A 24,285-nucleotide genomic window follows, 5' to 3' on the forward strand; every position below is an offset into this window, starting at 1 on the left:
GGGGCGGGGCGTCGGGCCTTAGATCTTGCCGACGAGGTCGAGCGAGGGGGCCAGCGTGGCGTCGCCCGGGGTCCACTTGGCGGGGCAGACTTCGCCCGGGTGCGCGGCGACGTACTGCGCGGCCTGAATCTTGCGCTTCAATTCCTTGGCGTCGCGGCCGATGCCGAGGTCATGGATTTCACAAACCTTGATCACGCCCTCGGGGTTGATCACGAAGGTGCCGCGCAGGGCGAGGCCTTCCTCCTCGATCATCACCCCGAAGTTGCGGGTGATCGTGCCGGTCGGGTCGCCGAGCATCGGGTAGTTGATCTTCTTGATCGTCTCCGAGGCGTCGTGCCAGGCCTTGTGCGTGAAGTGGGTGTCGGTCGACACCGAGTACACCTCGACGCCCATCTTCTGCAGGTCGGCGTATTCGTCGGCGAGGTCGCCGAGTTCGGTCGGGCAGACGAAGGTGAAGTCGGCCGGGTAGAAGAAGACCACCGACCACTTGCCGCGCAGGTCGGCATCGGTGACGGGAATGAACTTGCCCTGATGGTAGGCGGTCGATTTGAAGGGCAGGATTTCGGTGTTGATCAGCGATTTCATGGTGTAACTCCTTGTGTGTCGGTGGTTGATGTGAGGCGATGGGTGAATGTTAAGGATCGTCGTGAAATAGTTCCAATCGATTGTTTAAACATGTTTGATATAGAAAAACTATTGCCTATCCGCGGCGACCTCGTATCCGTGTGGTGGCACGGGATGCAAACGGCCCGGGGCCGGACTACAGTGGCCTTATGTCCGTGACTGCCCGCCTCCTTCGGAATGGCCTGCCGCGCGCTCGTTGTCGCCGTGGGGTTGCGGCGTGAGCGGGCTGCGTCCGACCTCCGTGCTGGCTTGGCGGCGTCTGGCGTCGGGCTGGTTCGACCGGGTCGTGGTGCCCCTGCACAACGCCACGCTGTCGCGCTCTTTCGCCTACTGGACGACCCTGGGGGTGGTGCTGGCGGTACTCATGGTGGGCGAGGTGCTCTTGGCCTACCGGGCGGCGGAAGGCGCTGCGGCCCGGAACGCCAGAACTTTGGCGTATGCCTCCGAGCTGCGCGCCCGCGCCGATCGCGAACTCAACGCGGTGCTCAATCTGGCGAACGGGATGGCCGCGTATTTCGTCGTCCGGCACACCACGATCGATCCGGTCGAGATCGAAGCCTTGCTCAAGGAGGTCTACGGCCAGGGACGGCACCTGCGCAACATCGTGGTCGCGATCGGTTACCAGCCGAGTTTCGTCTACCCGCGTGCCGGGAACGAGTCGATCCTCGGCCAGGATTATCGTCAGCTCCCGGGGCAATGGCCGATCGTCAAGAGTGCCATCGAACGTCACAGCAGCACGCTGACCGGGCCGGTGCTGCTGGTTCAGGGCGGCACGGGGCTGATCTACCGGATGCCGATCTTCGTCGATCACAAGTACTGGGGCATGCTCTCCGCGGTGATCGACATGGCGGATTTTCATGCCGCAGTCCTGCGCAGCAGCGGCACGCCGAATTTCGAGTTCGCGGTGCGCAGTGTCGAGCCGGAAGCGATGGCCGGAGGGCTGCTGTGGGGGCGTGCGGCGCTCTTCGACGATCCCGCCAGTGTCCGTCTCGAGTCCGACGTTCCGGGCGGGCACTGGATTTATGCGGTGCGCAACCTGGAGGTCGAGGACGGGCGGGCGGCTTGGTTGTTCCGCTTGCTCGCGATCCTGCTCGCGGCGTTGGCCGGGGCGGTGGTGCATACCGTGCTCGGGCAGCGACGCGCGCTGTCGCATCAGGCCGGAATCGACGCCCTGACCGAGTTGCCGAACCGGCGACTGTTCGACGACCGCCTGGAGCAAAGCCTGCGTCGCCAGGCGCGCGACAACCAGCGCGCGGTGGCGGTGGTTTTCGTCGACCTCAACGGTTTCAAAGCCTACAACGACAACCACGGGCACCGCTTTGGCGATACCGTGCTGCGTGTGGTCGGCCGCCGTCTGCGCGATGAAGTGCGGCTGTCCGACACCGTATCGCGCTGGGCGGGCGACGAGTACGCGCTGATCGTCGAGGACGCGCAACCCGAAGAAGTGGCGCACCTCGTCAATCGTTTGCGCTCCATCGTCGCGGCGCCCTTCCGCGTCGACGGTACGCCGGTGACGGTGACCGCAGCCTTCGGCATGGCTTTCTTTCCACAAGAAGCCGTTTCCGCGGCAGGCCTGCTGGAGTTGGCCGATCAGCGCATGTACGCCGACAAGCAGGCGCTGGCGGCGGCCTCCGGCAAGCCGGGTTGACCGTTATTGTGTCGCAACGGAGGACGCGGACGGGTGGCTCGGGTACAATAGCGCCCTTTTGAATCAAAGGCTTTGCGGGGTTAACGCGTGCTCGTCGCCAACAACATCACCATGCAGTTCGGGGCCAAGCCCCTTTTTGAGAACGTCTCCGTCAAGTTCGGCGAGGGCTATCGCTACGGCCTGATCGGCGCCAACGGTGCCGGCAAGTCGACCTTCATGAAGATCCTCGCCGGTGAACTCGAGTCATCGGCCGGCAACGTCAGCAAGGACGCGCACGAGCGCATGGCCTTCCTGCGCCAGGACCAGTTCGCCTACGAAGAGCAGCGCGTCATCGACGTGGTGCTGATGGGGCACGAGGAGATGTGGGCCTGCATGCAGGAGAAGGACGCGATCTACGCCAATCCGGAGGCCAGCGAAGAAGACTACCTGCACGCCGCCGAGCTGGAGACGCGTTTCGCCGAATACGGTGGCTACACCGCCGAATCGCGTGCCGGCGAACTGCTGCTTGGCGTCGGCATTCCGTCGGCACAGCATTTCGGTCCGATGAGCGAAGTCGCCCCGGGCTGGAAGCTGCGCGTGCTGCTGGCGCAGGCGTTGTTCTCCAACCCCGAGATCCTGCTCCTCGACGAACCGACCAACAACCTCGACATCGCCACCATCCGCTGGCTCGAAGAAGTGCTCAACGAGCGCGGCAGCACGATGATCATCATCTCGCACGACCGCCACTTCCTGAACCAGGTGTGTACGCACATGGCGGACCTCGATTACGGCAAGATCACGGTCTACCCGGGCAACTACGACGACTTCATGGAAGCTTCGTCGCAGGCGCGGCAGCAGCAGGCCAATGCCAACGCGCGGGCCAAGGAACGCATTTCCGAACTGCAGGAGTTCGTGCGCCGCTTCTCGGCCAACAAGTCCAAGGCCAAGCAGGCGACCAGCCGGATGAAGCTGATTGACAAGCTCAAGCCCGAGGACATCAAGCCTTCGTCGCGCCAGTACCCGTGGATCCGCTTCGAGTACGACGAGAAGGAGAAGCTGCACCGTCAGGCGCTGGAGATCGAGAACCTGTCCTTCGCCTATCCGGGCAGCGAGCGCAAGGTCATCAACGACCTGACCCTGTCCCTCAACGCGGGTGACCGGCTGGCCGTGATCGGCGAGAACGGCGTCGGCAAGACCACGCTGCTCAAGTTGCTGACCGGTGAGCTCGCGCCCCAGGGCGGCGAGATTCGCTGGGCTGAAAAGGCGCGCTACGGCTACTACGCGCAGGACCACGCCGCTGATTTCGACAGCGACGCCAACCTGACCGACTGGGTCTCCGAGTACGCGCGCGCCAATGCCGATGCCGGCGAGGACCTTGAAACGCTGATCCGCGGCACGCTCGGCCGCCTGCTCTTCTCCGGCGACGACGTGCGCAAGGCGGTGCGGGTGATCTCCGGCGGCGAGCAGGGGCGCATGCTGTTCGGCAAGCTGATGCTGCAAAAGCCGAACGTGCTGGTCATGGACGAACCGACCAACCACCTCGACATGGAGTCGATCGAGTCGCTCAACACCGCGCTCGAGCTGTTCAAGGGCACGCTGGTCTTCGTCTCGCACGACCGCGAGTTCGTCTCGTCGCTGGCCACGCGCATCCTTGAGATCCGTCAGGACGGCACGCTGGTGAACTACCCCGGCACCTACGAGGAGTATCTGGCCAGCCAGGGCATCGAATAATCCGGAGCGCCGTTGGCAGGCAACTCCGGCAAAGGCTCATCGAGCCGCACAAAAAAAGGGAACGGGGAGGAGCAATGTTGAGTCGGCTGGCCGCGCTGTTGTTGCGGCTCTTCGGGTGGCGGACGGTCTATCGGCCGGGGCCGGTGCCCAAGGGCGTGATCATCGTCTATCCGCACACCAGCAACTGGGATTTTGCCGTTGGCATGCTGTTCCGGTTTTTTTACCGGGTGCCGATCCGTTGGGCGGCGAAGGACTCGCTCTTTCGCTGGCCGATCCGTGGCCTGCTGTTGCGACTCGGCGGGGTGCCGATCAACCGGCGCAATCCGGTCGGTCTGATCGACCAGCTGGCCGACGAGTTCGCGCGCAACGACAGCCTGTTCTTGTGCATCACCCCGGAAGGGACGCGGGCACGGACCGATCACTGGAAGTCGGGCTTCTATCGTCTGGCAACCAAGGCCGGTGTTCCGGTCGGTCTGGGCTTCATCGATTTCGGCCGTAAGGAGGCCGGGGTCGAGCGTTGGATCTCGCTTTCCGGCGAAGTCGAGGCCGACCTTGAGGTGATCCGCGCCTACTACGCCGACAAGCAGGGTTACGCGCCGGAAAAAGCCGGCGACATCCGCTTCCGCTCGCCGGCCGGCTGAGCCGGCGCCTGCTTCTTGCTCAGGGCGGTGGCGCCTTCGCCGCCGCGGCTTCCTTGGCTTCCCGCTGCGCCTTGCGTTCGGCGCGCTGGGCGTCGCGCCGGGCGCGTTCCTCGTTCTTCTTCTGCCGCTGGGCTTCTTCTTCGGCGCGTTTGGCGCGCCCCGCAGCCGCTTTCTCGGCCTTGGCCGCCTTCTTGCGCTCGCGCTCGGCGGCGCGTTCGGCTTCCTTGTTGCGGTAGTCGGTGGCTTGCTGTTGCTGGTCGATGGCGCGCTGGGCGTTGTCGCTGGCGCGCTGCTTTTCCTTGGCCTCGACTTCTGCGCGCTTGTGCTCGCGTTGGAAGTCGCGCGCCGGCTGATCGAGCTGACGGGCCTCGATCACGGTATTGGTGTATTTCTTCTTGGCGTCCTCGAGGCAGCTGTTGACCAGAAATTTCTGGTAGCACGCGGCTTGTTCGGCAGCCAGGTTTTTTTCGGCCTGGTTGCGAATTTCGCTGGCGCGTGCGCGTTGCGCATCGGCTTCTTCCAGCGTGCGGGGCGCGGGGGGGGCTGCATGCGCGAAGGGCGCCAGGGCGAAGGCGGCCAAGGCCAGATGCGCGAGGCGGCGATGCAGGGGGCGGGATGGGCTGTACAACATGAGATCCTCCGAGGGCCGAACTCTACCATTCTTCGCCGCCGCCTGCCGGAGCGGGAAGGAAGGCCCTTAATTTTGCTAGAATTGCCTGTTTGTCCTGACCGAACCGTAGGAGTATTCCGTGAAGATCGTTTGCCTCGACCTTGAGGGCGTCCTTGTCCCCGAAATCTGGATCACCTTCGCCGAGCGCACCGGGATTCCGGAGCTGCGTCGCACCACCCGCGACGAGCCGAACTACGACACGCTGATGAAGTACCGCCTGGGCATCCTGGCACAGCACAAACTCGGCCTGCCCGACATCCAGAAGGTGATCGGCGAGATGGGCCCGATGGACGGCGCACGCGCTTTCCTCGACCAGTTGCGCGAGGATTACGAGGTCATCATCCTCTCGGACACCTTCTACGAATTCGCCCATCCGCTGATGCGTCAGCTGGCCTGGCCGACGCTCTTCTGCCACAGCCTGGAAGCTGACGCCAGCGGCATGCTGGTCAACTACCACCTGCGCATGCCCGACCAGAAGCGCGAAGCGGTCAAGCGTTTCAAGGAATTGAACTTCACCGTCGTCGCCGCCGGCGATTCGTACAACGACACGGCGATGCTCGGCGAGGCGCATGCCGGCATCCTCTTCCATCCGCCCGAGAACGTGGTGCGCGAGTTCCCGCAGTTCCCGGTGACGCGCGACTTCGACGCGCTGCGCCGCGAGATCGACGCCGCGTTTGCCCGCGTCGCTGCGTAAGGAAGCTCAGGCCATGCACAACCAACGTTTCTACACCTTGACCGCCTCCTGCCCGGACCGGGTGGGCATCGTCGCCCGCGTGTCCACTTTCATCGCCGAGCACAACGGCTGGATTCTCGAATCGCGCTACCACTCCGACGACAGCATCGACGGCGGACGTTATTTCATGCGCATCGAGGTCAAGGCCGATTCGCTGCCCTTTCATTTGGCCGAGTTCCGTGAGCGTTTCCGCCCCCTCGCCGACGAGCTGGGCATGGACTGGAAGATCACCGATTCGGCGGTCAAGAAGCGCGTCGTCATCCTGGTCAGCAAGCAGGAGCACTGCCTCTACGATCTGCTCGCGCGCTGGCAGTCGAAGGAACTCGACATCGAGATTCCCTGCGTCATCTCCAACCACGAGACGTTCCGCGGCGTCGTCGAGTGGCACGGTATCCCCTTCCACCACGTGCCGGTGACGCCGGACACCAAGCCGGCCGCCTACGCTGAGATCGAACGCCTGTTCGAGGAAGTGAAGGGCGACACCATGGTGCTCGCGCGCTACATGCAGATCCTTTCGCCGGACCTCTGCGCGCGCTTCCCGGGCCGCATCCTCAACATCCACCACAGCTTCCTGCCCAGTTTCGTCGGCGCGCGGCCGTATCACCAGGCCTTCGAACGTGGCGTCAAGCTGATCGGCGCGACCTGCCACTACGTGACCAGCGAACTCGATCAGGGGCCGATCATCGAGCAGGACGTGATCCGCATCGACCACTCCGACTCGGTGAACGACATGGTCCGCTACGGCAAGGACATCGAGAAGACGGTGCTTGCGCGCGGCCTGCGTTACCACCTCGAAGACCGTGTCCTGGTGCATGGCAACAAGACGGTGGTGTTCCGTTAATCGCGCAGTGAATTCTGCGCATCCGGCGCCCACGGCGAAAGGCTGGCGGCAGCAACCGCGGGCTTTTCGCCGTTCTGCTTTCTGCGCCGGGAATCGTTTCAACAAGGTTTTGACATGATCACGCTCAAAGGCGTCACCCTGCGTCGCGGCACCAAAGTGCTGCTCGAGGGGGCGACGGTCGCGCTCAATCCGGGCGAGAAGATCGGCCTCGTCGGCCGCAACGGCGCCGGCAAGTCCTCGCTCTTTGCCCTGCTCTCCGGTGTTCTGCACGAAGACGCGGGCGAGTTCCAGATTCCGCCGACCTGGCGCATGGCGCAGGTGGCACAGGAGATGCCCGAGACGGCTGAGTCGGCAACCGATTTCGTCATTGCCGGCGACACCCGGCTGATGGCCGCACAGGCCGAAGTGCATGCCGCCGAAGCGGCCGGCGATGGCGAGCGCATGGGCCACGCCTATGCCGCCCTGCACGATGCCGGGGCGCACGACGCGCAGGCGCGGGCGCAGGCACTGATTCTCGGGCTCGGCTTCCAGGTCGACGAACTGTGCCGGCCGGTGAACAGCTTCTCCGGCGGTTGGCGCATGCGTCTGCAGTTGGCGCGCGCGCTGATGTGTCCGTCCGACCTTTTGCTGCTCGACGAACCGACCAACCACCTCGACCTCGACGCCCTGGTCTGGCTGGAGGCCTGGTTGCAGCGCTATCCCGGCACGCTTTTGGTGATCAGCCACGACCGCGAATTTCTCGACGCGGTGACCAACGTCACCCTGCACATCGAACAGGGCAAGTTGACACGCTACGGCGGCAACTACAGCACCTTCGAGGAAACGCGGGCGCAGCAGCTCGAGCTGCAGCAGAATGCCTACGCGCGGCAGCAGGACAAGATCGCCCACCTGCAGAAATTCATCGACCGCTTCAAGGCCAAGGCCACCAAGGCGCGGCAGGCACAGAGCCGGGTCAAGGCCCTCGAACGCATGGAGCGCCTGGCGCCGGTGCTGACCAGCGCCGAGTTCACCTTCGAATTCAAGCCGCCGGCCAACCTGCCCAACCCGATGCTGGCGCTGCGTGATGCCGCCTTCGGTTATCCGCCGCCGGACGAGGCTCCGGAGGGGACGCCGCCCAAGGTGATCGTTCGCGACGTGAGCCGTGCGGTCGCCGCCGGCCAGCGCATCGGCATTCTCGGTGCTAACGGCCAGGGAAAATCGACGCTGGTGAAGACGGTGGCTGGGGCGCTGATGCCGCTCGCCGGCACGGTGACTGAGGGCAAGGGCCTCTCGGTCGGCTACTTCGCGCAGCAGGAGCTCGACGTGTTGCGTCCCGACGCAACGCCGCTCGAACACATGATCCGCCTCGCCAAGGAGAAGCTGCCCGAGGGCGAGAGTGGGCGTGAGCAGGACCTGCGCAACTTCCTCGGCTCATTCAATTTCACCGGCGACATGGTCAAGCAGGCCGTCGGCACGATGAGTGGGGGCGAAAAGGCGCGCCTCGTGCTGTGTATGCTGGTCTGGCAGCGCCCCAACCTGCTGCTGCTCGACGAACCGACCAACCACCTCGACCTGACGACGCGCGAGGCGCTGTCGATGGCGCTCAACGAGTTCGAAGGCACGGTGATGCTGGTCAGCCACGACCGGGCGCTTCTGCGCGCGGTGTGCGACGAGTTCTGGCTGGTTGCGCGCGGCCGCGTCGAACCCTTCGACGGCGACCTCGACGATTATCAACGCTACCTGCTCGACGAAGCCAAGCGGGTGCGCGAGAGCGTGCGCGAAGCCGTCCGCGAGACGCGCGCCGGTGAGTCCGCTGTCGTGCAGTCGCAGGCGGTCGCCCAGCAGGCGAAGAAGAACGCGACCCGGGCCAAGACCTTGCGGCGCGAACAAGGCAAGATCGAAGCACAGATGCTTGAGGTGCAGGCCGCGAAACATGCGCTCGAAGCGCGCCTTAGCGAACCATTGGCGCCGCAGGAGATCGGGGCGTTGGGGCTGGAGATCGAAGCCCATGCCGGTCAGCTCGAAACGCTGGAAGCGCAGTGGCTGACGCTCGGCGAAGAGATCGAAACGCTTGAGGGCGGCGTTTAGGGCCGTGGGTTGAGCGCTGGCGGCTGACCGCGGCCGGCAGGCGAAAAAAACGGGGTGCCGGAAAACCGGCACCCCGTTTTGTTTGGAACGATCCGGGCTTAGAAGCCGAAGATCGCCAGGATGACACCACCGGCCACGACCGAGCCGATCTGGCCGGCCACGTTGGCGCCGAGGGCGTGCATCAGCAGGAAGTTGTGCGGATCGGCTTCCAGACCGAGCTTGTTCGACACACGAGCCGCCATCGGGAAGGCCGACACGCCAGCCGAACCGATCAGCGGGTTGATCGGGTTCTTCGGCCAGATCAGGTTCATGATCTTGGCGAAGATCACGCCGCCGGCGGTACCGAGCGAGAACGCGACCATACCCAGGAGCAGGATGCCCAGCGTTTCGAGGTTGAGGAACTTGCCACCGGTCATCTGCATGCCGACGCCCAGACCCAGGAGGATGGTCGCCAGGTTCATCAGTTCGTTCTGCATCGTCTTGGTCAGACGCTCGATGCAACCCGATTCCTTGACGAAGTTGCCGAAGGCGAAGCAGCCCATCAGCGGCAGGGCCGCCGGCAGGATCAGCGCGCACAGGGCGGTGATGAACAGCGGGAAGAGGACCTTCTCCATCTTGTGCACCGGACGGACCTGGTGCATGCGGATCTTACGCTCGGCTTCCGTGGTCAGCGCGCGCATGATCGGCGGTTGGATCAGCGGAACGAGGGCCATGTACGAGTACGCGGCAACAGCGATCGAACCCATCAGGTGCGGCGCGAAGAGCGACGACACGTAGATCGAGGTCGGGCCGTCGGCGCCACCGATAATGGCGATCGCGCAGGCTTCCATCAGGTTGTAATCGAAGCCGGGCAGCAGGTTCAGCGCCATGACGCCGAGCAGCGTGCCGAACACGCCGAACTGGGCCGCCGCGCCGAGAATGGCCATGCGCGGGTTAGCCAGCAGCGGGCCGAAGTCGGAGAGCGAACCGATGCCGATGAAGATCAGCAGCGGCAGCAACTCGTTGTTCAGACCGTACTCGAAGATCATGTAGAGCAGACCGTGCGGCGGCTCGCCCATGCCGGCGAACGGAACGTTCACCAGCAGGGTGCCGAAGCCGATCGGCACCAGCAGCATCGGCTCGAAGTCCTTGGCGACGCCAAGGTAGAGCAGCACGCAGCCGACGAGGATCATGATCAGGTTCTTCCAGCCACCTTCTTGCATGAAGCCGTAGATACCGGTGCGTTCGGCGATGCTCTTGATGCCGCTGCCGACCGAGATTTCATGCTTCTGCACGGCACGCTTGGTTTCCGCCTTGGCCGGCGCGGCAGCCGCGTCAGCGGCCGTCGGCGCGGCCGTGGCCGCCGAAGCCAGCACCATCGGTGCTGCGGTGGTCTCGGTGGCGTTGGCGTCGCTGGAGATGCCGGCGCCGACGGTCAAAGCGAGACCGCAGGCGAGGCCCATCAGTAGTTTCTTGAGAGTCTTTTGCATGGCGAAAAACCTCAGGAAACGACGGCGATGACTTGGCCAGCGGAAACCGAGGCGCCCGTGTCGGCCTTGTAGGTGATGGTGCCGGCGACCTTGCTCTTGACTTCGAGCTCCATCTTCATCGATTCGAGGATCAGCACCAGCTCGTCCTGCTCGACGTGATCGCCGTTCGAACGGACGTAACGCAGGACGGTGCCGGCGACCGGCGCTTCGACCGGGGTTTCGGCGCCCGACGAGGCGGCCGGAGCGGCAGCAGCGGCGGCGTCGGCAGCGCTGGCTTCGCGCAGGTCGACCTTGTAGTCCTTGCCGTTGACCTTGACGTTGCCGTCAGCGACGGTGACGTTGTAGTTCTTGCTGTCGACGGTGATGACGTAGTTCTGCGTGCCGCTGGCCTTGGCCGGAGCGGCGGCAGCACCAGTGGCAGCCTTCGGCGCTTCGAACGAAACCGGGCCGTTGGCGCGGGTGGCGAAGAACTTGAGCGCGACTTGCGGGAACATGGCATAGGTCAGCACGTCGTCGATATCGACGCTCGAGACGCCCAGCTTTTCCTTGAGTTCGGCTTCGATCTTCGGCAGTTCGTTCGGGATCGTGTCGGCCGGACGCTCGGTGACCGGCTTGTCCATGTTGAGGCCCTTGAGCGCCTGCTTGACGAGCTCCGGATCGGCGGCGGCCGGGGTCTTGCCGTAGTTGCCGACCAGCAGGTTCATCGATTCGGCGGTCAGGTTCTTGTAACGGCCCATCAGAACGTTCAGGACGGCTTGCGTGCCGACGATCTGCGAGGTCGGGGTGACGAGGGGGGGGTAGCCGAAGTCCTTGCAGACGCGGGCGTTTTCCTTGAGCACTTCGTCCAGCTTGTCGAAAGCGTTCTGCTGACGCAGCTGGCTTTCCAGGTTGGAGAGCATGCCGCCGGGGATTTGCGCGTCGAGGATGCGGGCATCGGCGCCGACGAAGGAGCTTTCGAACTGGGCGTACTTCGGACGCACGACGTCACGGAAGTAGGCCGAGATGTCGAGCAGCAGGTGCATGTCGAGGCCGGTGTCGAACTCGGTGCCCTTGAAGATTTCGACCATCGCTTCGGTCGGCGAGTGGCCGGGGCCCATCGACATCGACGAGATCGAGGTGTCGATGATCTCGGCGCCGGCTTCGGCGGCCTTGACCAGCGTCGCGACCGACATGCCGGTGGTGGCGTGCGAGTGGACGTGGATCGGCAGGTCGGTGACCTTCTTGATCGCCTTGATCAGGTCGTAGGCGACGTAGGGGCTGAGCAGCGAGGCCATGTCCTTGATGCACAGGCTGTCGGCGCCCATTTCGGCGAGTTCCTTGGCCAGCTTGACGTAGCTCTCGATGGTGTGCACCGGCGAGATGGTGTAGCTGATCGCGGCTTGGGCGTGCTTGCCGGCCTTCTTGACGGCCTTCAGCGGCACCAGGAAGTTACGCGGGTCGTTCAGTGCGTCGAAGACACGGAAGACGTCGACGCCGTTGACGGCCATGCGCTCGACGCACTTCTCGACGACGTCGTCGGCGTAGTGGCGATAGCCGAGGATGGACTGGCCGCGCAGCAGCATCTGGTGCGGGGTGTTCGGCATCGCCTTCTTGAGCTGGCGCATGCGCTCCCACGGATCCTCGTTCAGGAAGCGGATGCAGGAGTCGAACGTGGCGCCGCCCCAGGATTCGAGCGACCAGAAGCCGGCCTTGTCGAGCTTCTCGGCGATCGGGAGCATGTCGGCGGTGACCATGCGGGTGGCGTGGAGCGACTGGTGGGCGTCGCGCAGGACGTTTTCACTGATTCTGATTTTAGCCATGGCTATTGTTTCCCCTTGAAAATCTGACTTGCTACTTCTTATCGGAAGAATACTGACGCAGAGCGGCCGCAATGGCGGCGACGACGGCCCCGTCGTTCTGGGCGGGCGCGGCCTTCACAGGAGCAGGCGCCGGCTCTTCCGGGGCATATTTGGCGAGCAGGCGGGCTGATACCTGAATCAGCACGACCAGCGAGGCCACGAACAAGAACACAAGACCCATGCCGAGCGACATGATCACTGTGGCTTGCGTGAAATTGTCCATCCACGTCATACAGTTTCTCCTGATGTATCTCCCCCGGCGTGCGCAACCGCGGGCGACGGATAATGTCCGGACGGCGTCAGTCGTCTCACGACGAAGGCAACACCACACGCTGTCCGGAGAGTTGCAAACAGCATTAATTGGGGTATCCTGAGTTCTTGAAGCGCGTCGCCCTGGCGAACGCACCCCGCTGGAAAAGCCGATCGGCACCGCGCGGGGCGCGCTGCTGCGCTTCCCGTTCGGTGCGATCCTCCGCCCACGCACGACGGCGCTTCCCATGCCGGCAGGCTTGGTTCGGTGTGTCCACAGCGAAACAGTCTTCCTGTCCCTCAAATACCGCAATCCGTAATTATCCCTGTCCTTGGGAGGGAGATGGATTGAATTGTCGTATGGTGAGCATTGACGCAGGCCGGGGTTTTTCATATATTTACTGACCAGTCAGTCAGTTTGTGGTGCGCCATGTCTCCAAATTCGCCTTCCGCGACTTCCGGTCGCGATGCATCTGCGGCGTCCGAACCCCGGCGTCGACGCAAAGAAGCACGGCCGTCGGAGTTGACCGCCGCGGCGCTCGCGCTCTTCGTCGAAAAGGGCTATGCGGCGACGCGGCTGGACGATGTCGCCGCCCGCGCCGGCGTCTCCAAGGGGACGCTGTACCTGTATTTCAACAGCAAGGAAGCCCTGTTCAAGGCGGTGGTCGAGGAGAGCATCGTCCCGACCTTGAGCGCGGCGGAAGCGCAGGTGGCGTCCTATCAGGGACCGATTACCGAATTGCTGCGTGAATTGCTGTTCGGCTGGTGGGCGATGTACGACCAGCGGGGCTTGACCGGGGTGGTGAAGCTGATCCACGCCGAAGCCAACAACTTCCCCGAAGTTGCCCGCTATTACCACGACACCGTGATTGTCCGCGCCCGCAGTCTGGTGCGCTCGATTCTGGAGTGCGGCATCGCGCGCGGCGAATTCGTGGCGGTCGATATCGAATCGGCAGTCGACGTGGCGTTCGCGCCGATGCTGATGCTGATGATCTGGCGCCATTCCTTGCCCCTGCACGGGCGTGAGATCGATCCCCAAGCCTATTTACGTACGCATTACGAATTTCTCTTGCGCGCTCTGCGGGTACGGTAATGATGAACTCATCTCCTGTTGTTGCTCGAGGCGCCGCGGCATTGCTGCTGTGCGCCCTGCCTTGGTTGTCCGCGTGCAATTCGGCGTCGCCACCGCAGGATCCGCCCCGTCCGGTGCTGACTGAGCGCGTCGGGGCGGGCGATGCCGAAAGCGACGTGCCCTACGCGGGCGAGGTCCGCGCGCGGTATGAAACCCAGCTCGGTTTCCGCGTTCCGGGCAAAATCAGCACTCGCCTCGTCGATGCCGGAAGCGTGGTCAAGGCTGGGCAGGCGCTGGCGACGCTCGACCCGAGCGACCTGGCCCTGAACGCGGCGGCGGCGACGGCGCAGCTCGAGCTGGCCGAGGCCGATGTGCGCCGCTTTCGCGAACTCCAGTCCCGCCAATTCGTCAGCCAGGCGGCGCTTGATGCGAAGGAAACCGCCTACCGCGCGGCTCGGGCGCAGGCTGATCTGGCGCGCAACCAGACGGCTTATGCGACCCTGCGCGCCGATCACGACGGTGTCGTGGCCCAGGTTCTGGCCGAGGTCGGGCAGGTGGTCAGCGCCGGGCAGGGAGTATTGCGCCTGGCGCGCGCCGACGCGCCCGAGGTGGCGATCGCCGTGCCCGAGTCGCGGGTGCGCGAACTGCGTCCGGGCATGGCGGCGGAAGTGAGCCTGTGGGCCGAGGAAGGAGCCCGCTACGCCGGCGAACTGCGCGAACTGGCGACGGTGGCCGACGCCCAGACCCGGACCTATGCGGCACGGGTGAAGATCAAGGCGCCCGATGCGCGCGTCCTGCTGGGGATGACCGCCAGCGTACGCTTTGCCACCACCGATGCGCCGTCGCAAAGCCTCAGCGTGCCGCTGGGGGCGGTGTTCCAGAAGGATGGAAAACCGGCGTTGTGGATCGTCGATGCGGAGCAGGCGTTGGTGCTGCGTCCGGTCGAGGTGCTGCGGTTCGGGGAACGCGCGGCCGTGCTGGCGCCCGGCGAACGCGGCGGAGTGCGGGTGGGCGAACGCATCGTGGTGGCCGGAGTGCATAAGCTGCGGGCCGGAGAAAAGATCAAAGCGGTTGAACGCCAGCTGGCGACCGAGCGATGACCCACCTCAACCTCTCCGAATGGGCGCTGCGCCACCGTTCGATGGTGGCCTACCTGATCGTCGTGCTGATGCTCGGCGGTGTTTTCTCCTACCTCAAGCTGGGGCGGGCGGAAGATCCCGACTTCACCTTCAAGGTCATGGTCGTGCGTACGCTCTGGCCCGGCGCGACAGCGGGCGAGGTCGAGCTGCAGCTCACCGAGCGGATCGAGAAGAAGCTGCAGGACGTGCCCTGGGTCGATGTCGTGCGCTCGAATTCCAAGGCGGGCGAGTCGCTGGTGTTCATCTTGCTGAAGGACTACACGCCCAAGAAAGAAGTGCCCGAAGCCTGGTACCAGGTGCGCAAGAAGCTCGGCGACATCCGCCACACCTTGCCTGCGGGCGTGCAGGGGCCGTTCTTCAACGATGAGTTTGGCGATACCTTCACCAATATTTTCGCCCTGACCGGCGATGGTTTCGACCTCGCCGAACTGCGGCGCGAGGCTGATCGGATCGCGCGCGAGCTGCGTGCCGTGCCGGACGTGAAGAAGATCGAGCTGATCGGGGTGCAGGATGAAAAGATCTACGTCGAACTGGCGCAAGCCAAGCTGGCGGCGTTGGGCGTCGATCCGGCGCTGATCTTCGATGCCTTGCAGAAGCAGAACGCGATGGCGCCGAGCGGTTTCTTCGAGACGGCAAGCGATCGCGTACGCCTCCGGGTGACCGGTGAATTCGATGGTGTGGAGAGCGTGCGCGCCTTGAGCGTCCAGGTTGGCGGGCGGGCCTTCCGTCTGGGCGACCTGGCCGAAGTGCGGCGTGGCTTCGTCGACCCGCCTGCACCGCGCATGCGCGTGGGTGGCGAGCCGGCAGTTGGCATCGCGGTGACGATGAGCAAGGGTGGCGATGTGATTCATCTGGGCGAGCGCTTGCGTACGGAAATTGGGCGCTTGCAGCAAACCCTGCCGACCGGCATCGATTTGCATACGGTGGCCGATCAGCCCGAGGTGGTGCGCGAATCGATCAGCCTGTTCGTGGCCTCGCTCAGCGAAGCAGTGGTCATCGTCCTGGTGGTGTCCTTCCTCAGTCTCGGTTTGCGCACCGGGACGGTGGTGGCGTTGTCGATCCCGCTGGTGCTGGCGATCACCTTCGTGTGCATGGAGATCTTCGGCATCGACCTGCAGCGCGTTTCGCTCGGCGCGCTGATCATCGCCCTTGGCCTGCTTGTCGATGACGCAATCATCGCGGTGGAGATGATGGTGGTGAAAATGGAGCAGGGCTGGGATCGTTTCCGCGCCGCGACTTTCGCCTACACCTCGACCGCCTTTCCGATGCTCACCGGGACTTTGATTACCGCCGCCGGCTTTATGCCGGTGGGGTTCGCGCGCTCAGCGGCCGGCGAATACACGTTCTCGATCTTCGCCGTGGTGACGATCGCCTTGCTTGTCTCGTGGGTCGTCGCCGTGGTGTTCACCCCTTTTCTCGGCTACAAGCTGCTCGATCCGGCCAAGCTCCACGCCAAGGCGCAGCAGCATGGCGAGGACATCTACGCCACGCCCTTCTATCGTCGGGTGCAGACGGCCGTGGCGTGGTGCGTGCGTCGTCGCTGGACGGTGATCGGCGCCACGGTGCTGGCTTTTGCGCTGTCCATCGCGGCCTTCAGCGTTGGCGTGCAGAAACAGTTTTTCCCGCCGGCCAGCCGGCCCGAACTCATGATCGACGTCTGGCTGCCGCAAGGCGCCTCGCTCAAGGCGACCGAGGCGCAAGTGATGCAGATCGAGCGTCTGCTGCGCGAAACGCCGGAAATGAAGCGCTCGGTCAAGGATTTTGTCAGCTACGTCGGCAACGGCAGCCCGCGGTTCTATTTGCCGCTCGATCAGCAGCTGTTCAACGACAATTTCGCGCAGTTCGTCGTGGTGACGCACGATACGGCGGCGCGCGAGGATCTCAAACGTCGGCTCGAGGCGCATTTCGCCAGCGAAAATGCTGAATGGCAGGCCGGCCTGGCCAACGCCCGGACCCGGGTGCTGCGCCTGGAAAATGGGCCGCCGGTCGGATATCCGATCCAGTTCCGGGTTTCGGGCGAAGACCTCGGCGCGCTGCGCCGGGGGGCTGAGGCGGTGGCGGAGGTGGTGCGGGGCAATCCGCACGTCAAGGACGTGCATTTCGACTGGAACGAGATGAGCAAGACGGTGCGTCTCGACGTCGATCAGGATCGTGCGCGTGCGCTCGGGATCAGCTCGCAGGAGTTGTCGAATTCGATCAACCTGCTGCTTTCGGGCTTGGCGGTGACCCAGTTCCGTGAGGGTGATCAGCTGATCGACGTGGTGGTGCGGGCGCGTGGCGAAGAGCGCGCGCAACTGGCCGAACTGTCCGGGATCAACGTGCGCACCGCCAGTGGACGCTACGTGCCGCTGGCGCAGGTGGCGAAATTGAAGCCGGTACTCGAAGACGGCCTGATCGTGCGGCGCAACCGCTTGCCGACCATCACCGTCCGCGCCGACTTGCGCGACCACGTGCAGGCGCCGGTGGTCGCCGCGCAGATCGATCGTCTGCTCACGCCGGTGCGCGAGACCTTGCCGGCCGGGTTCAAGATCGAGGTTGGTGGTGCGACCGAGGAATCGGCCAAAGGCGAGGACTCGATCAAAGCGGTGATGCCATGGATGCTGATGACCGTCGTCACCCTGCTGATGATCCAACTGCAAAACATCGGGCGCACGCTGATGGTCCTGCTTACCGCCCCGCTCGGGCTCATTGGCGTTGCCATAGCTTTGCTGGTGTTCAATGTGCCTTTCGGCTTTGTCGCCAACCTCGGCGTCATCGCGCTTTCGGGAATGATCATGCGCAATTCGGTGATTCTCGTCGACCAGATCGAGCAGGACGAAAAGGCCGGGAAGTCACCGTTCGAAGCCATCGTCGGCTCGACCGTGCGGCGTTTCCGGCCGATCATGCTGACCGCCGCGGCGGCCATCCTGGCGATGATTCCGCTCACCCGCAGCGTATTCTGGGGGCCGATGGCGGTGGCCATCATGGGCGGACTGATCGTGGCCACCGTATTGACCGTGTTTTTCCTGCCCGCGCTCTACGCGGCGTGGTATCGGGTGAAGGTATAATTCCTCGATAACTGGACCCTCGACTTTAGGTGATCGGAACGACTATGGCCGCAACGACAATGAATACCGAGCAGGCACGTTTCAACATGATCGAGCAGCAGATTCGTCCGTGGGAGGTGCTCGATCCGAGCGTCCTCTCCCTGCTCTCCGTGGTACGCCGCGAGGCGTACGTCCCCGAGGCGCAACGCGACCTCGCCTTTGCCGACGTCGAACTGCCGCTGGGCTATGGCCAGAGCATGCTGGCGCCGCGCGTCGAAGCGCGCATCCTGCAGGAGCTGGCGATCAAGAACACCGACAAGGTGCTCGAGATCGGGACCGGCAGCGGCTACATGGCGGCGCTGCTCGCGGCCAAGGCCGAGTTCGTCTATAGCGTCGAGATCGTGCCCGAACTCGTCGAATTCGCCCGCGCCAACCTGAAGCGCGCCGGGGTCGCCAACGTCAGCGTCGATCTCGGCGACGGCGCTCACGGCTGGCCGCTCTATGCGCCTTACGACGTCATCGTTTTGTCGGGGTCGACGCCGGTTCTGCCCGAGGCGATCCAGCAGCAGCTGCGCATCGGCGGCCGCCTGGTGGCCATCGTCGGCGAGGCGCCGGCGATGCAGGTCAAGTTGGTGACCCGCACCGGCGAGGACGCCTACACCGCCATCACCGTTTTCGAGACGGTCGCCGCGCCGCTGGTCAATGCCCAGGCGCGTTCGGCCTTCGTCTTCTAGTCGCACCGAGGTCGCTTTCATGCGCATGCCCGCCCGTCTTCGTTATTCGTCCTTGCTGTTGGCGACCGTGTTCGCCGCGCCGCTGCAGGCCGCCGACATCGTCCAGGTCTATCGCGACGCGCTGGCCAACGACGCCCAGTACATGGCGGCCCGGGCGACGGCCGAGGCCGGACGCGAAAAACTGCCGCAAGGGCTGGCCGGGCTGCTGCCGACGCTCGGCGCCAGCGCCAACACGCTGTGGAACGAAAACAAGTACGAAGCCAGCAACCGCACGGACGTCATCCGCAAGGACTACAACACGCATGCGTACAACGTCAGCCTGACCCAGCCGCTCTTCCGCTGGCAGAACATCGTCCAGTACGGGCAGGCCAAGCTGCAGGTGGTGCAGGCCGAGGCGAATTTCGCCCAGGCGTCGCAGGATCTGATTCTGCGCGTGGCGCAGGCGTATTTCGACGTCCTCTACGCCGAGGAAAACCTGCGCGCAGTGCGTGCCAACAAGCAGGCGATCGCGCAGCAGCTCGAACAGGCGAAAAAGAATTTCGAGGTCGGGACGGCGACGATCACCGACTCGCAAGAAGCGCAGTCGCGTTACGACCTGGCGAGCGCGCAGGAGATCGCGGCCGAGAACGAGCGCGAGGTCAAGCGCTACGCCCTGCGGGTGATCGTCGGCAAGGATTATCCGTCGCTCAATCGCCTGCGTGCCGACGCCGAACTCGCGCCGCCGCAGCCTGCGAGCATGGACCCGTGGGTCGCTTCGGCCGAGACGGACAGCTTTACCGTTCAGGCTCAGCAGGCCGCTGCCGCAGTGGCCGAAAAGGAAGTCGACCGGATGCGTGCCGGGCATTACCCGACCGTCGACGTGGTCGCCAACTACGGCAAGAACAACAGCGCCCTTTCCTTCGTCGGCAACGATACCCTCGACACCACTTCGCGCAACGTCGGTCTGCAGCTCAACATTCCGATTTTCCAGGGCGGTTACGTCAATTCCAAAACGCGTGAGGCCGAGGCCAACCGCACGGCGGCCAATGCCAGCCTGGAAAATACGCGGCGGACGGCGGCGCTGGGCGCCCGCCAGTCCTACCTCGGAGTGGTCAACGGCCTGGCCGGGATCAATGCACTGAAGGCTGCGTTGGTGTCGAGCAGCAGCGCGCTGGAATCGAACAAGCTCGGCTATGAAGTCGGGGTACGCATCAACATCGACGTCCTGAACGCCGAGCAGCAGGTGTACAACACCCGCCGCGATCTGGCCAAGGTTCGCTTCGACACCCTGCTCGCCCAGCTCAAGCTCAAGGCCTCCGTCGGCGCCCTTAGCGAGACCGATCTCGAGCAGATCAATCCGTTGTTCGAGCCGCCGGCGAACTGATCGGGAAGGCGCAGCGCCGCCACCTTGGGGGCGCTGTTATCGCTGTCGTCGCCTTTTAGACCGGCGGGGGCGGGTCAATTTTTGCGGGTTCAGCGGTGGTTGCCGCTCATTCCGACACGTCGCTCATTTTCCAGGCGCGTCCGGGCGGGGCGACGTCAGCCGTTCGGCGATCAGCTCAAGGGTGCGTGCCGTGGCGCCGCGGTGCGCGGCGCTGAATTCCACCGCCGCTTGGCGCATTGCCGCGAGCGCCGTCTGGCCCGAACCGTCCGGCGCCAGCAACGCACTCGCCGCCTGGGCGGCCGCCTCGGCGTCTTCGACCCGGCGTGCGGCACCGCACGCCAGGGCGTCTTCGGTCGCTTGGGCAAAATTGAACGTGTGTGGACCGACGAGCACGGGGCAACCGCAGGCCGCGGCTTCGATCAGGTTCTGTCCGCCGAGCGGTTGCAGGCTGCCGCCGATCAGCGCGAGGTCGGCCAGCGCGTAATACGCTGCCATCTCCCCCATGCTGTCGCCGAGCCAGACGCGGGTTCCCGCGTCGGGAAAGTCACCCGAACTGCGTCGTTTGAACGGCAAGCCGCGCGCCTCGATGGCCGTTGCGACCTCATCGAAACGCTGCGGGTGGCGCGGCACGAGGAGGAGCAGAACGTCGGAAGGCGCGTGCAGCATCAAGGCGTCGAGCAGTGGAGCTTCCTCGCCTTCGCGGGTGCTGGCGCACAGCCATATTGGGCGTGAATCGAGGGTGGCGCGCCACTGTCGGCCCAGTTCGAGCTTGTCGGCCGGCGGAGTGACGTCGAATTTGATGTTGCCGCATACGTGTGGTGTGCGGGCACCCAGTTCGGCGAGGCGCTCGGCGTCGGCGGCGGTTTGCGCGGCAACGAGGTCGAGCGCGGCGACGGCCGGGCCGATCAGCGGCAGGAAGCGACGGTAGCCGTGCAGCGAGCGGGCAGAGAGGCGAGCGTTGACCAGCGCCAGCGGAACGCCGCGTGCTTTGGCCGCGGCGATGAGGTTCGGCCACAGCTCGGTTTCCATCAGCAGGCCGAATTCGGGGCGAAAGTGAGCGAAGAAGCGTGCGCTGGCGTCGGGCAGGTCGTAAGGGAGGTAGGCTTGATGCAGACGTGCGCCCAGCTTGGCGATCAGTTCGGTGCCGACGGCGCGGCCGGTGGGCGTCATGTGGGTGAGCAACAGGCCGTGTTCTGGGTAGCGGGCGAGCAGTGCCTTGATCAGCGGCTCCGCGGCGCGCGTTTCGCCGACCGAGACCACGTGCAGCCAGAGCAGGCGTCCCGCCGGCCGCGCCGGATACAACCCGTAGCGTTCGCCGAGGTGCTGCAGGTACTCGGGTTGCTGACGGGCGCGCCACGCCAGGCGCAGCCAGACGAGCGGCTGGGCGAGGTAAAAGCAAAGCGAATAAACGAGGCGGCTCATGCGCGCAGGCCTTGGTCGATGGCGGCGAGGACGGCGTCGGGCGAGGGCGCGAGGCCGGGGCCGCCGAGGTTGCGGAAGAAGCCCGTGCCCAGGACGCCGGTGCGCTCGGGGTCGGTCGCTGTGTACAGGGCGATGGTGGGCGTAGCGAGCGCCGCTGCCAGATGCACGAGGCCGGTGTCGACGCCGACGGCGACCGCGGCGCGTCCGGTGAGCGCCGCGAGTTCGGGCAGTCCGAGCGGCGGTGCGACGCAGCAGCCGGGCGCCTGCGCAGCGATGCGCTCGGTGCGTTCGCGTTCACGGGCGCTGCCCGAGGGGAGGATGGGGGTGATGCCTTGGCGGAGCAGTTCGCGCGCCACCGTACCCCAAGCGTCTTCGGACCACAGCTTGTCGTCACGACTCGTCGCGGTGAGCAGCACCGCGTGCCGGGGGGCGTGGCTAGACTTTTCCAGCCAGGGCAGCGGCAACTCGGGCGCGGCGAGGCCATAGTCCAGCGGCAGGTCGACGGGGTAGTCGAACGCCGCTGCGGCCAGCCAGCGGTTGCGCAGCACGGCGTTGGCGTTGGTCGGGATGACGAAGGTCCGGTCGTAGAAGCGTGCCGCAAAAGGCTCGCGCGCGACCCCGGCGGCGTAGCCGCAGCGCAGGCCGTTGGCCTGGCTGGCAATCAGGGCACTCTTGACGAGGCCCTGAGTGTCGAGCACGAAGTCGTAGCGTTGCGCACCCAGGCGGCGGCGGAAATCGGCGAATTCGCGCCAGACCGCGGCGGCGAAGGGCGTCTTGCGCCAACGGCGCAGGGCGACGGGAATCACCTCGCGCACGCCGGGGTGCAGCCGGGGAATGGCCGCGCAGGATTCCTCGACGCACCAGTCGATCTGGGCTTCGGGGTGCATGCGCTTGAGGTCGCTGACCACCGGCAGGTTGTGGATGACATCGCCGAGCGACGAGGTTTTGACCAGCAGGACGTGCATCGGACGTAGAATACGAGGTTGGAACGACGTCCATTATAAAAGCTGCGGACCAGCAGTGGAGGGCGTCCGTGTTTTGCAGGCATGCTGACGACATCGAAAGGGGCGGCTGTGATCCTCGTAACCGGCGGCGCCGGCTTTATCGGCGCGAATTTCATCCTCGACTGGCTGCGCGTGAGCGACGAGCCGGTGCTCAACCTCGACAAACTGACCTATGCCGGCAACTGTGAGAGTCTGGCCGAGCTGGCCGGCGATCCGCGTTACGCCTTTGTGCAGGGCGATATCGCCGATCAGGCGCTGATCGAGAGCCTGCTCACCAAGCACGCGCCGCGCGCGGTGGTGAATTTTGCCGCGGAAAGCCATGTCGATCGCTCGATCCATGGCCCGGGCGAATTCATCCAGACCAATATCGTCGGGACCTTCAAGCTGCTCGACAGCGTACGCGCCTACTACGCCGGCCTCGATCATGCCGGACAGGCTGCTTTCCGCTTCCTGCATGTGTCGACCGACGAGGTCTACGGCTCGCTCGCGCCGGAGGCGCCGGCCTTTACCGAAGCGCATCGTTACGAGCCGAACAGCCCATATTCGGCGTCGAAGGCGGCGTCCGACCACCTTGTGCGCGCCTACCATCACACCTACGGCTTGCCAGTGCTGACCACCAACTGTTCGAACAACTACGGGCCTTTCCAGTTTCCGGAAAAGTTGATTCCGCTGATGGTCGTCAACGCCTTGGCCGGGAAAGCGCTGCCAATTTACGGCGACGGACGGCAGATTCGCGACTGGCTTTATGTGAGCGACCACTGCGCGGCGATCCGCCGGGTGCTCGAAGCGGGGCAGGTCGGCGAGACGTATAACGTCGGCGGCTGGAACGAGCAGCCGAACATCGACATTGTGCATGCCATCTGCGACCTGCTCGACGCCTTGCGGCCACGCGTCGACGGCAAGAGCTACCGGGCGCAGATCACCTACGTCACCGACCGCCCGGGGCACGACCGTCGCTATGCGATCGACGCACGCAAGATCGAGCACGAGCTGGGCTGGCGACCACAGGAGACGTTTGCCACCGGCATCCTGAAGACCGTGCAGTGGTACCTTGATCATCCGCAGTGGGTGGCCAACGTGCAGTCCGGGGCCTACCGCGAGTGGGTGAACAAGAATTACGATGGGCGCGGCGCGTGAAAATTCTGCTTTTCGGCAAGAACGGACAGGTTGGCTGGGAGCTGCAGCGCAGCCTGGCGCCGCTTGGCGAACTGGTCGCCCTCGACCGTGCCGGAGCGGACGGTTTGTGCGGTGACCTCGCCGATCCGGACGGCATCGCGGCGACCGTGCGTGCCGTGGCGCCGCAGGTCATCGTCAATGCCGCCGCTTACACAGCAGTCGACAAGGCCGAAAGCGAGCCCGAGCGGGCACACACGATCAATGCCGAAGCGCCGGGCGCGATGGCATGCGAGGCTGAACGCCTCGGCGCCTGGCTGGTGCATTACTCGACCGACTATGTCTTCGCAGGCCAGGGTGAAACGCCTTGGCGTGAGGACGATGTCTGCGCACCGCTCAACGCCTACGGCACGAGCAAGCGCGCGGGGGAGTTGGCGGTCGAGGCGTGTTCGCGCCGCTTGGTGCTGCGCACGAGCTGGGTCTATGCCGCGCGCGGTGCCAATTTTTTGCGCACGATGCTGCGCCTGGCGAGCGAGCGCGAGACCCTGCGCGTGATCGCAGACCAGTACGGGGCGCCGACCGGCGCCGAGCTGATCGCCGATGCGACCGCACATGCCTTGCGTCGCGCACTCGAATGTCCCGAGCAGGCCGGCCTTTATCATCTGGCGGCGGGCGGCGAAACGAACTGGCACGCCTACGCCCGGCACGTCGTCGCCGGAGCGATGGCGCGCGGCCAGTCCTTGCGTGCCACGCCCGAACGCATCGAGCCCATCGCCACCAGCGACTATCCGACGCCGGCACGGCGGGCGGCCAATTCCCGCCTTGACTGCCGCAAATTCGAAACCGCTTTCAACCTCTCTCTGCCCGACTGGCGCTTAGGCGTCGACCGGGTGCTCGACGAATTGATCACCCGCGCCTAAGG

At 64.9% G+C, this 24,285-nt stretch carries 20 protein-coding genes; 13 read left to right on the plus strand and 7 right to left on the minus strand.

Translation table 11 applies throughout. From position 1 onward, the window contains the following. Nucleotides 1–18: 18 nt before the first annotated feature. The gene (gene ahpC, locus QMB55_RS12805; protein ID WP_497589106.1) at nt 19–585 is read right to left on the minus strand and encodes an alkyl hydroperoxide reductase subunit C; all 567 of its coding nucleotides are present in this window, start codon (nt 583–585) and stop codon (nt 19–21) included. 256 nt (nt 586–841) lie between these two features. Here ahpC and QMB55_RS12810 point away from each other — a divergent pair, with 256 nt between their 5' ends. From QMB55_RS12810 to QMB55_RS12820, 3 genes are all read left to right on the plus strand, one after another. Then, on the plus strand, nt 842–2,272 hold the full coding sequence (locus QMB55_RS12810) for a diguanylate cyclase domain-containing protein (RefSeq protein ID WP_497589107.1): 1,431 nt from the start codon (nt 842–844) through the stop codon (nt 2,270–2,272). A gap of 87 nt (nt 2,273–2,359) precedes the next feature. Beyond that, nucleotides 2,360–3,982 (plus strand): ABC-F family ATPase, encoded by a 1,623-nt coding sequence (locus tag QMB55_RS12815; protein WP_497589108.1) that lies wholly within the window; start codon nt 2,360–2,362, stop codon nt 3,980–3,982. 74 nt (nt 3,983–4,056) lie between these two features. Then, a complete protein-coding gene (locus QMB55_RS12820) occupies nt 4,057–4,623 on the plus strand; it encodes a 1-acyl-sn-glycerol-3-phosphate acyltransferase (protein ID WP_497589109.1) in 567 nt (188 codons plus the stop codon). Between the two features lie 19 nt (nt 4,624–4,642). Here QMB55_RS12820 and QMB55_RS12825 read toward each other — a convergent pair whose 3' ends face one another. After that, on the minus strand, nt 4,643–5,254 hold the full coding sequence (locus QMB55_RS12825) for a hypothetical protein (protein WP_497589110.1): 612 nt from the start codon (nt 5,252–5,254) through the stop codon (nt 4,643–4,645). 118 nt (nt 5,255–5,372) lie between these two features. Between QMB55_RS12825 and thrH the strand changes: the two genes are divergently transcribed. From thrH to QMB55_RS12840, 3 genes are all read left to right on the plus strand, one after another. Continuing rightward, a complete protein-coding gene (thrH, locus tag QMB55_RS12830; protein WP_497589111.1) occupies nt 5,373–5,987 on the plus strand; it encodes a bifunctional phosphoserine phosphatase/homoserine phosphotransferase ThrH in 615 nt (204 codons plus the stop codon). 13 nt (nt 5,988–6,000) lie between these two features. Beyond that, nucleotides 6,001–6,867, plus strand: coding sequence for a formyltetrahydrofolate deformylase (gene purU, locus QMB55_RS12835; protein ID WP_497589112.1), 867 nt, complete (start codon nt 6,001–6,003; stop codon nt 6,865–6,867). Between the two features lie 114 nt (nt 6,868–6,981). After that, nucleotides 6,982–8,934, plus strand: a complete 1,953-nt coding sequence (locus tag QMB55_RS12840) for an ATP-binding cassette domain-containing protein (RefSeq protein WP_497589113.1) — start codon at nt 6,982–6,984, stop codon at nt 8,932–8,934. 98 nt (nt 8,935–9,032) lie between these two features. Here QMB55_RS12840 and QMB55_RS12845 read toward each other — a convergent pair whose 3' ends face one another. Genes QMB55_RS12845 through QMB55_RS12855 form a run of 3 tightly spaced genes read right to left on the minus strand, consistent with a single transcriptional unit; the run spans nt 9,033 to nt 12,473 of the window. Further along, complete coding sequence (locus tag QMB55_RS12845; RefSeq protein WP_497589114.1) at nt 9,033–10,403, minus strand: sodium ion-translocating decarboxylase subunit beta; 1,371 nt, start codon at nt 10,401–10,403, stop codon at nt 9,033–9,035. 11 nt (nt 10,404–10,414) lie between these two features. Beyond that, entirely contained in the window at nt 10,415–12,202 is a 1,788-nt protein-coding gene (oadA, locus tag QMB55_RS12850) for a sodium-extruding oxaloacetate decarboxylase subunit alpha (RefSeq protein WP_497589115.1), read from the minus strand. Between the two features lie 31 nt (nt 12,203–12,233). Then, entirely contained in the window at nt 12,234–12,473 is a 240-nt protein-coding gene (locus QMB55_RS12855; RefSeq protein ID WP_497589116.1) for an OadG family protein, read from the minus strand. 540 nt (nt 12,474–13,013) lie between these two features. Between QMB55_RS12855 and QMB55_RS12860 the strand changes: the two genes are divergently transcribed. The 5 genes from QMB55_RS12860 (at nt 13,014) to QMB55_RS12880 (ending at nt 19,824) form a co-directional block, all read left to right on the plus strand. After that, nucleotides 13,014–13,583, plus strand: a complete 570-nt coding sequence (locus tag QMB55_RS12860) for a TetR/AcrR family transcriptional regulator (protein WP_497589117.1) — start codon at nt 13,014–13,016, stop codon at nt 13,581–13,583. 113 nt (nt 13,584–13,696) lie between these two features. Continuing rightward, entirely contained in the window at nt 13,697–14,662 is a 966-nt protein-coding gene (locus QMB55_RS12865; RefSeq protein WP_497589118.1) for an efflux RND transporter periplasmic adaptor subunit, read from the plus strand. Then, a complete protein-coding gene (locus tag QMB55_RS12870; RefSeq protein ID WP_497589119.1) occupies nt 14,659–17,748 on the plus strand; it encodes an efflux RND transporter permease subunit in 3,090 nt (1,029 codons plus the stop codon). Before QMB55_RS12865 ends, QMB55_RS12870 begins: the two co-directional genes overlap by 4 nt. 59 nt (nt 17,749–17,807) lie before the next feature. Beyond that, nucleotides 17,808–18,461 carry a protein-L-isoaspartate O-methyltransferase family protein gene (locus tag QMB55_RS12875; RefSeq protein WP_497589154.1) on the plus strand — a complete coding sequence of 218 codons (654 nt, stop codon included), beginning with the start codon at nt 17,808–17,810 and terminating at the stop codon, nt 18,459–18,461. Nucleotides 18,462–18,486: 25 nt separating this feature from the next. Further along, a complete protein-coding gene (locus tag QMB55_RS12880; RefSeq protein WP_497589120.1) occupies nt 18,487–19,824 on the plus strand; it encodes a TolC family outer membrane protein in 1,338 nt (445 codons plus the stop codon). A gap of 123 nt (nt 19,825–19,947) precedes the next feature. On the opposite strand, the gene waaA is transcribed toward QMB55_RS12880, so the two are convergent. Beyond that, on the minus strand, nt 19,948–21,246 hold the full coding sequence (waaA, locus tag QMB55_RS12885) for a lipid IV(A) 3-deoxy-D-manno-octulosonic acid transferase (RefSeq protein ID WP_497589121.1): 1,299 nt from the start codon (nt 21,244–21,246) through the stop codon (nt 19,948–19,950). After that, nucleotides 21,243–22,211 (minus strand): lipopolysaccharide heptosyltransferase I, encoded by a 969-nt coding sequence (waaC, locus tag QMB55_RS12890; RefSeq protein ID WP_497589122.1) that lies wholly within the window; start codon nt 22,209–22,211, stop codon nt 21,243–21,245. The genes waaA and waaC overlap by 4 nt, the downstream gene beginning before the upstream one ends. Before the next feature lie 108 nt (nt 22,212–22,319). On the opposite strand from waaC, the gene rfbB reads away from it, so the two are divergent. Both rfbB and rfbD read left to right on the plus strand, forming a co-directional pair. After that, nucleotides 22,320–23,387, plus strand: a complete 1,068-nt coding sequence (gene rfbB / locus QMB55_RS12895) for a dTDP-glucose 4,6-dehydratase (RefSeq protein ID WP_497589123.1) — start codon at nt 22,320–22,322, stop codon at nt 23,385–23,387. After that, nucleotides 23,384–24,283, plus strand: coding sequence for a dTDP-4-dehydrorhamnose reductase (gene rfbD / locus QMB55_RS12900; protein ID WP_497589124.1), 900 nt, complete (start codon nt 23,384–23,386; stop codon nt 24,281–24,283). The genes rfbB and rfbD overlap by 4 nt, the downstream gene beginning before the upstream one ends. Nucleotides 24,284–24,285 lie beyond the last annotated feature (2 nt).

This window comes from Propionivibrio sp., assembly GCF_041441355.1.
Lineage (GTDB): Bacteria > Pseudomonadota > Gammaproteobacteria > Burkholderiales > Rhodocyclaceae > Propionivibrio.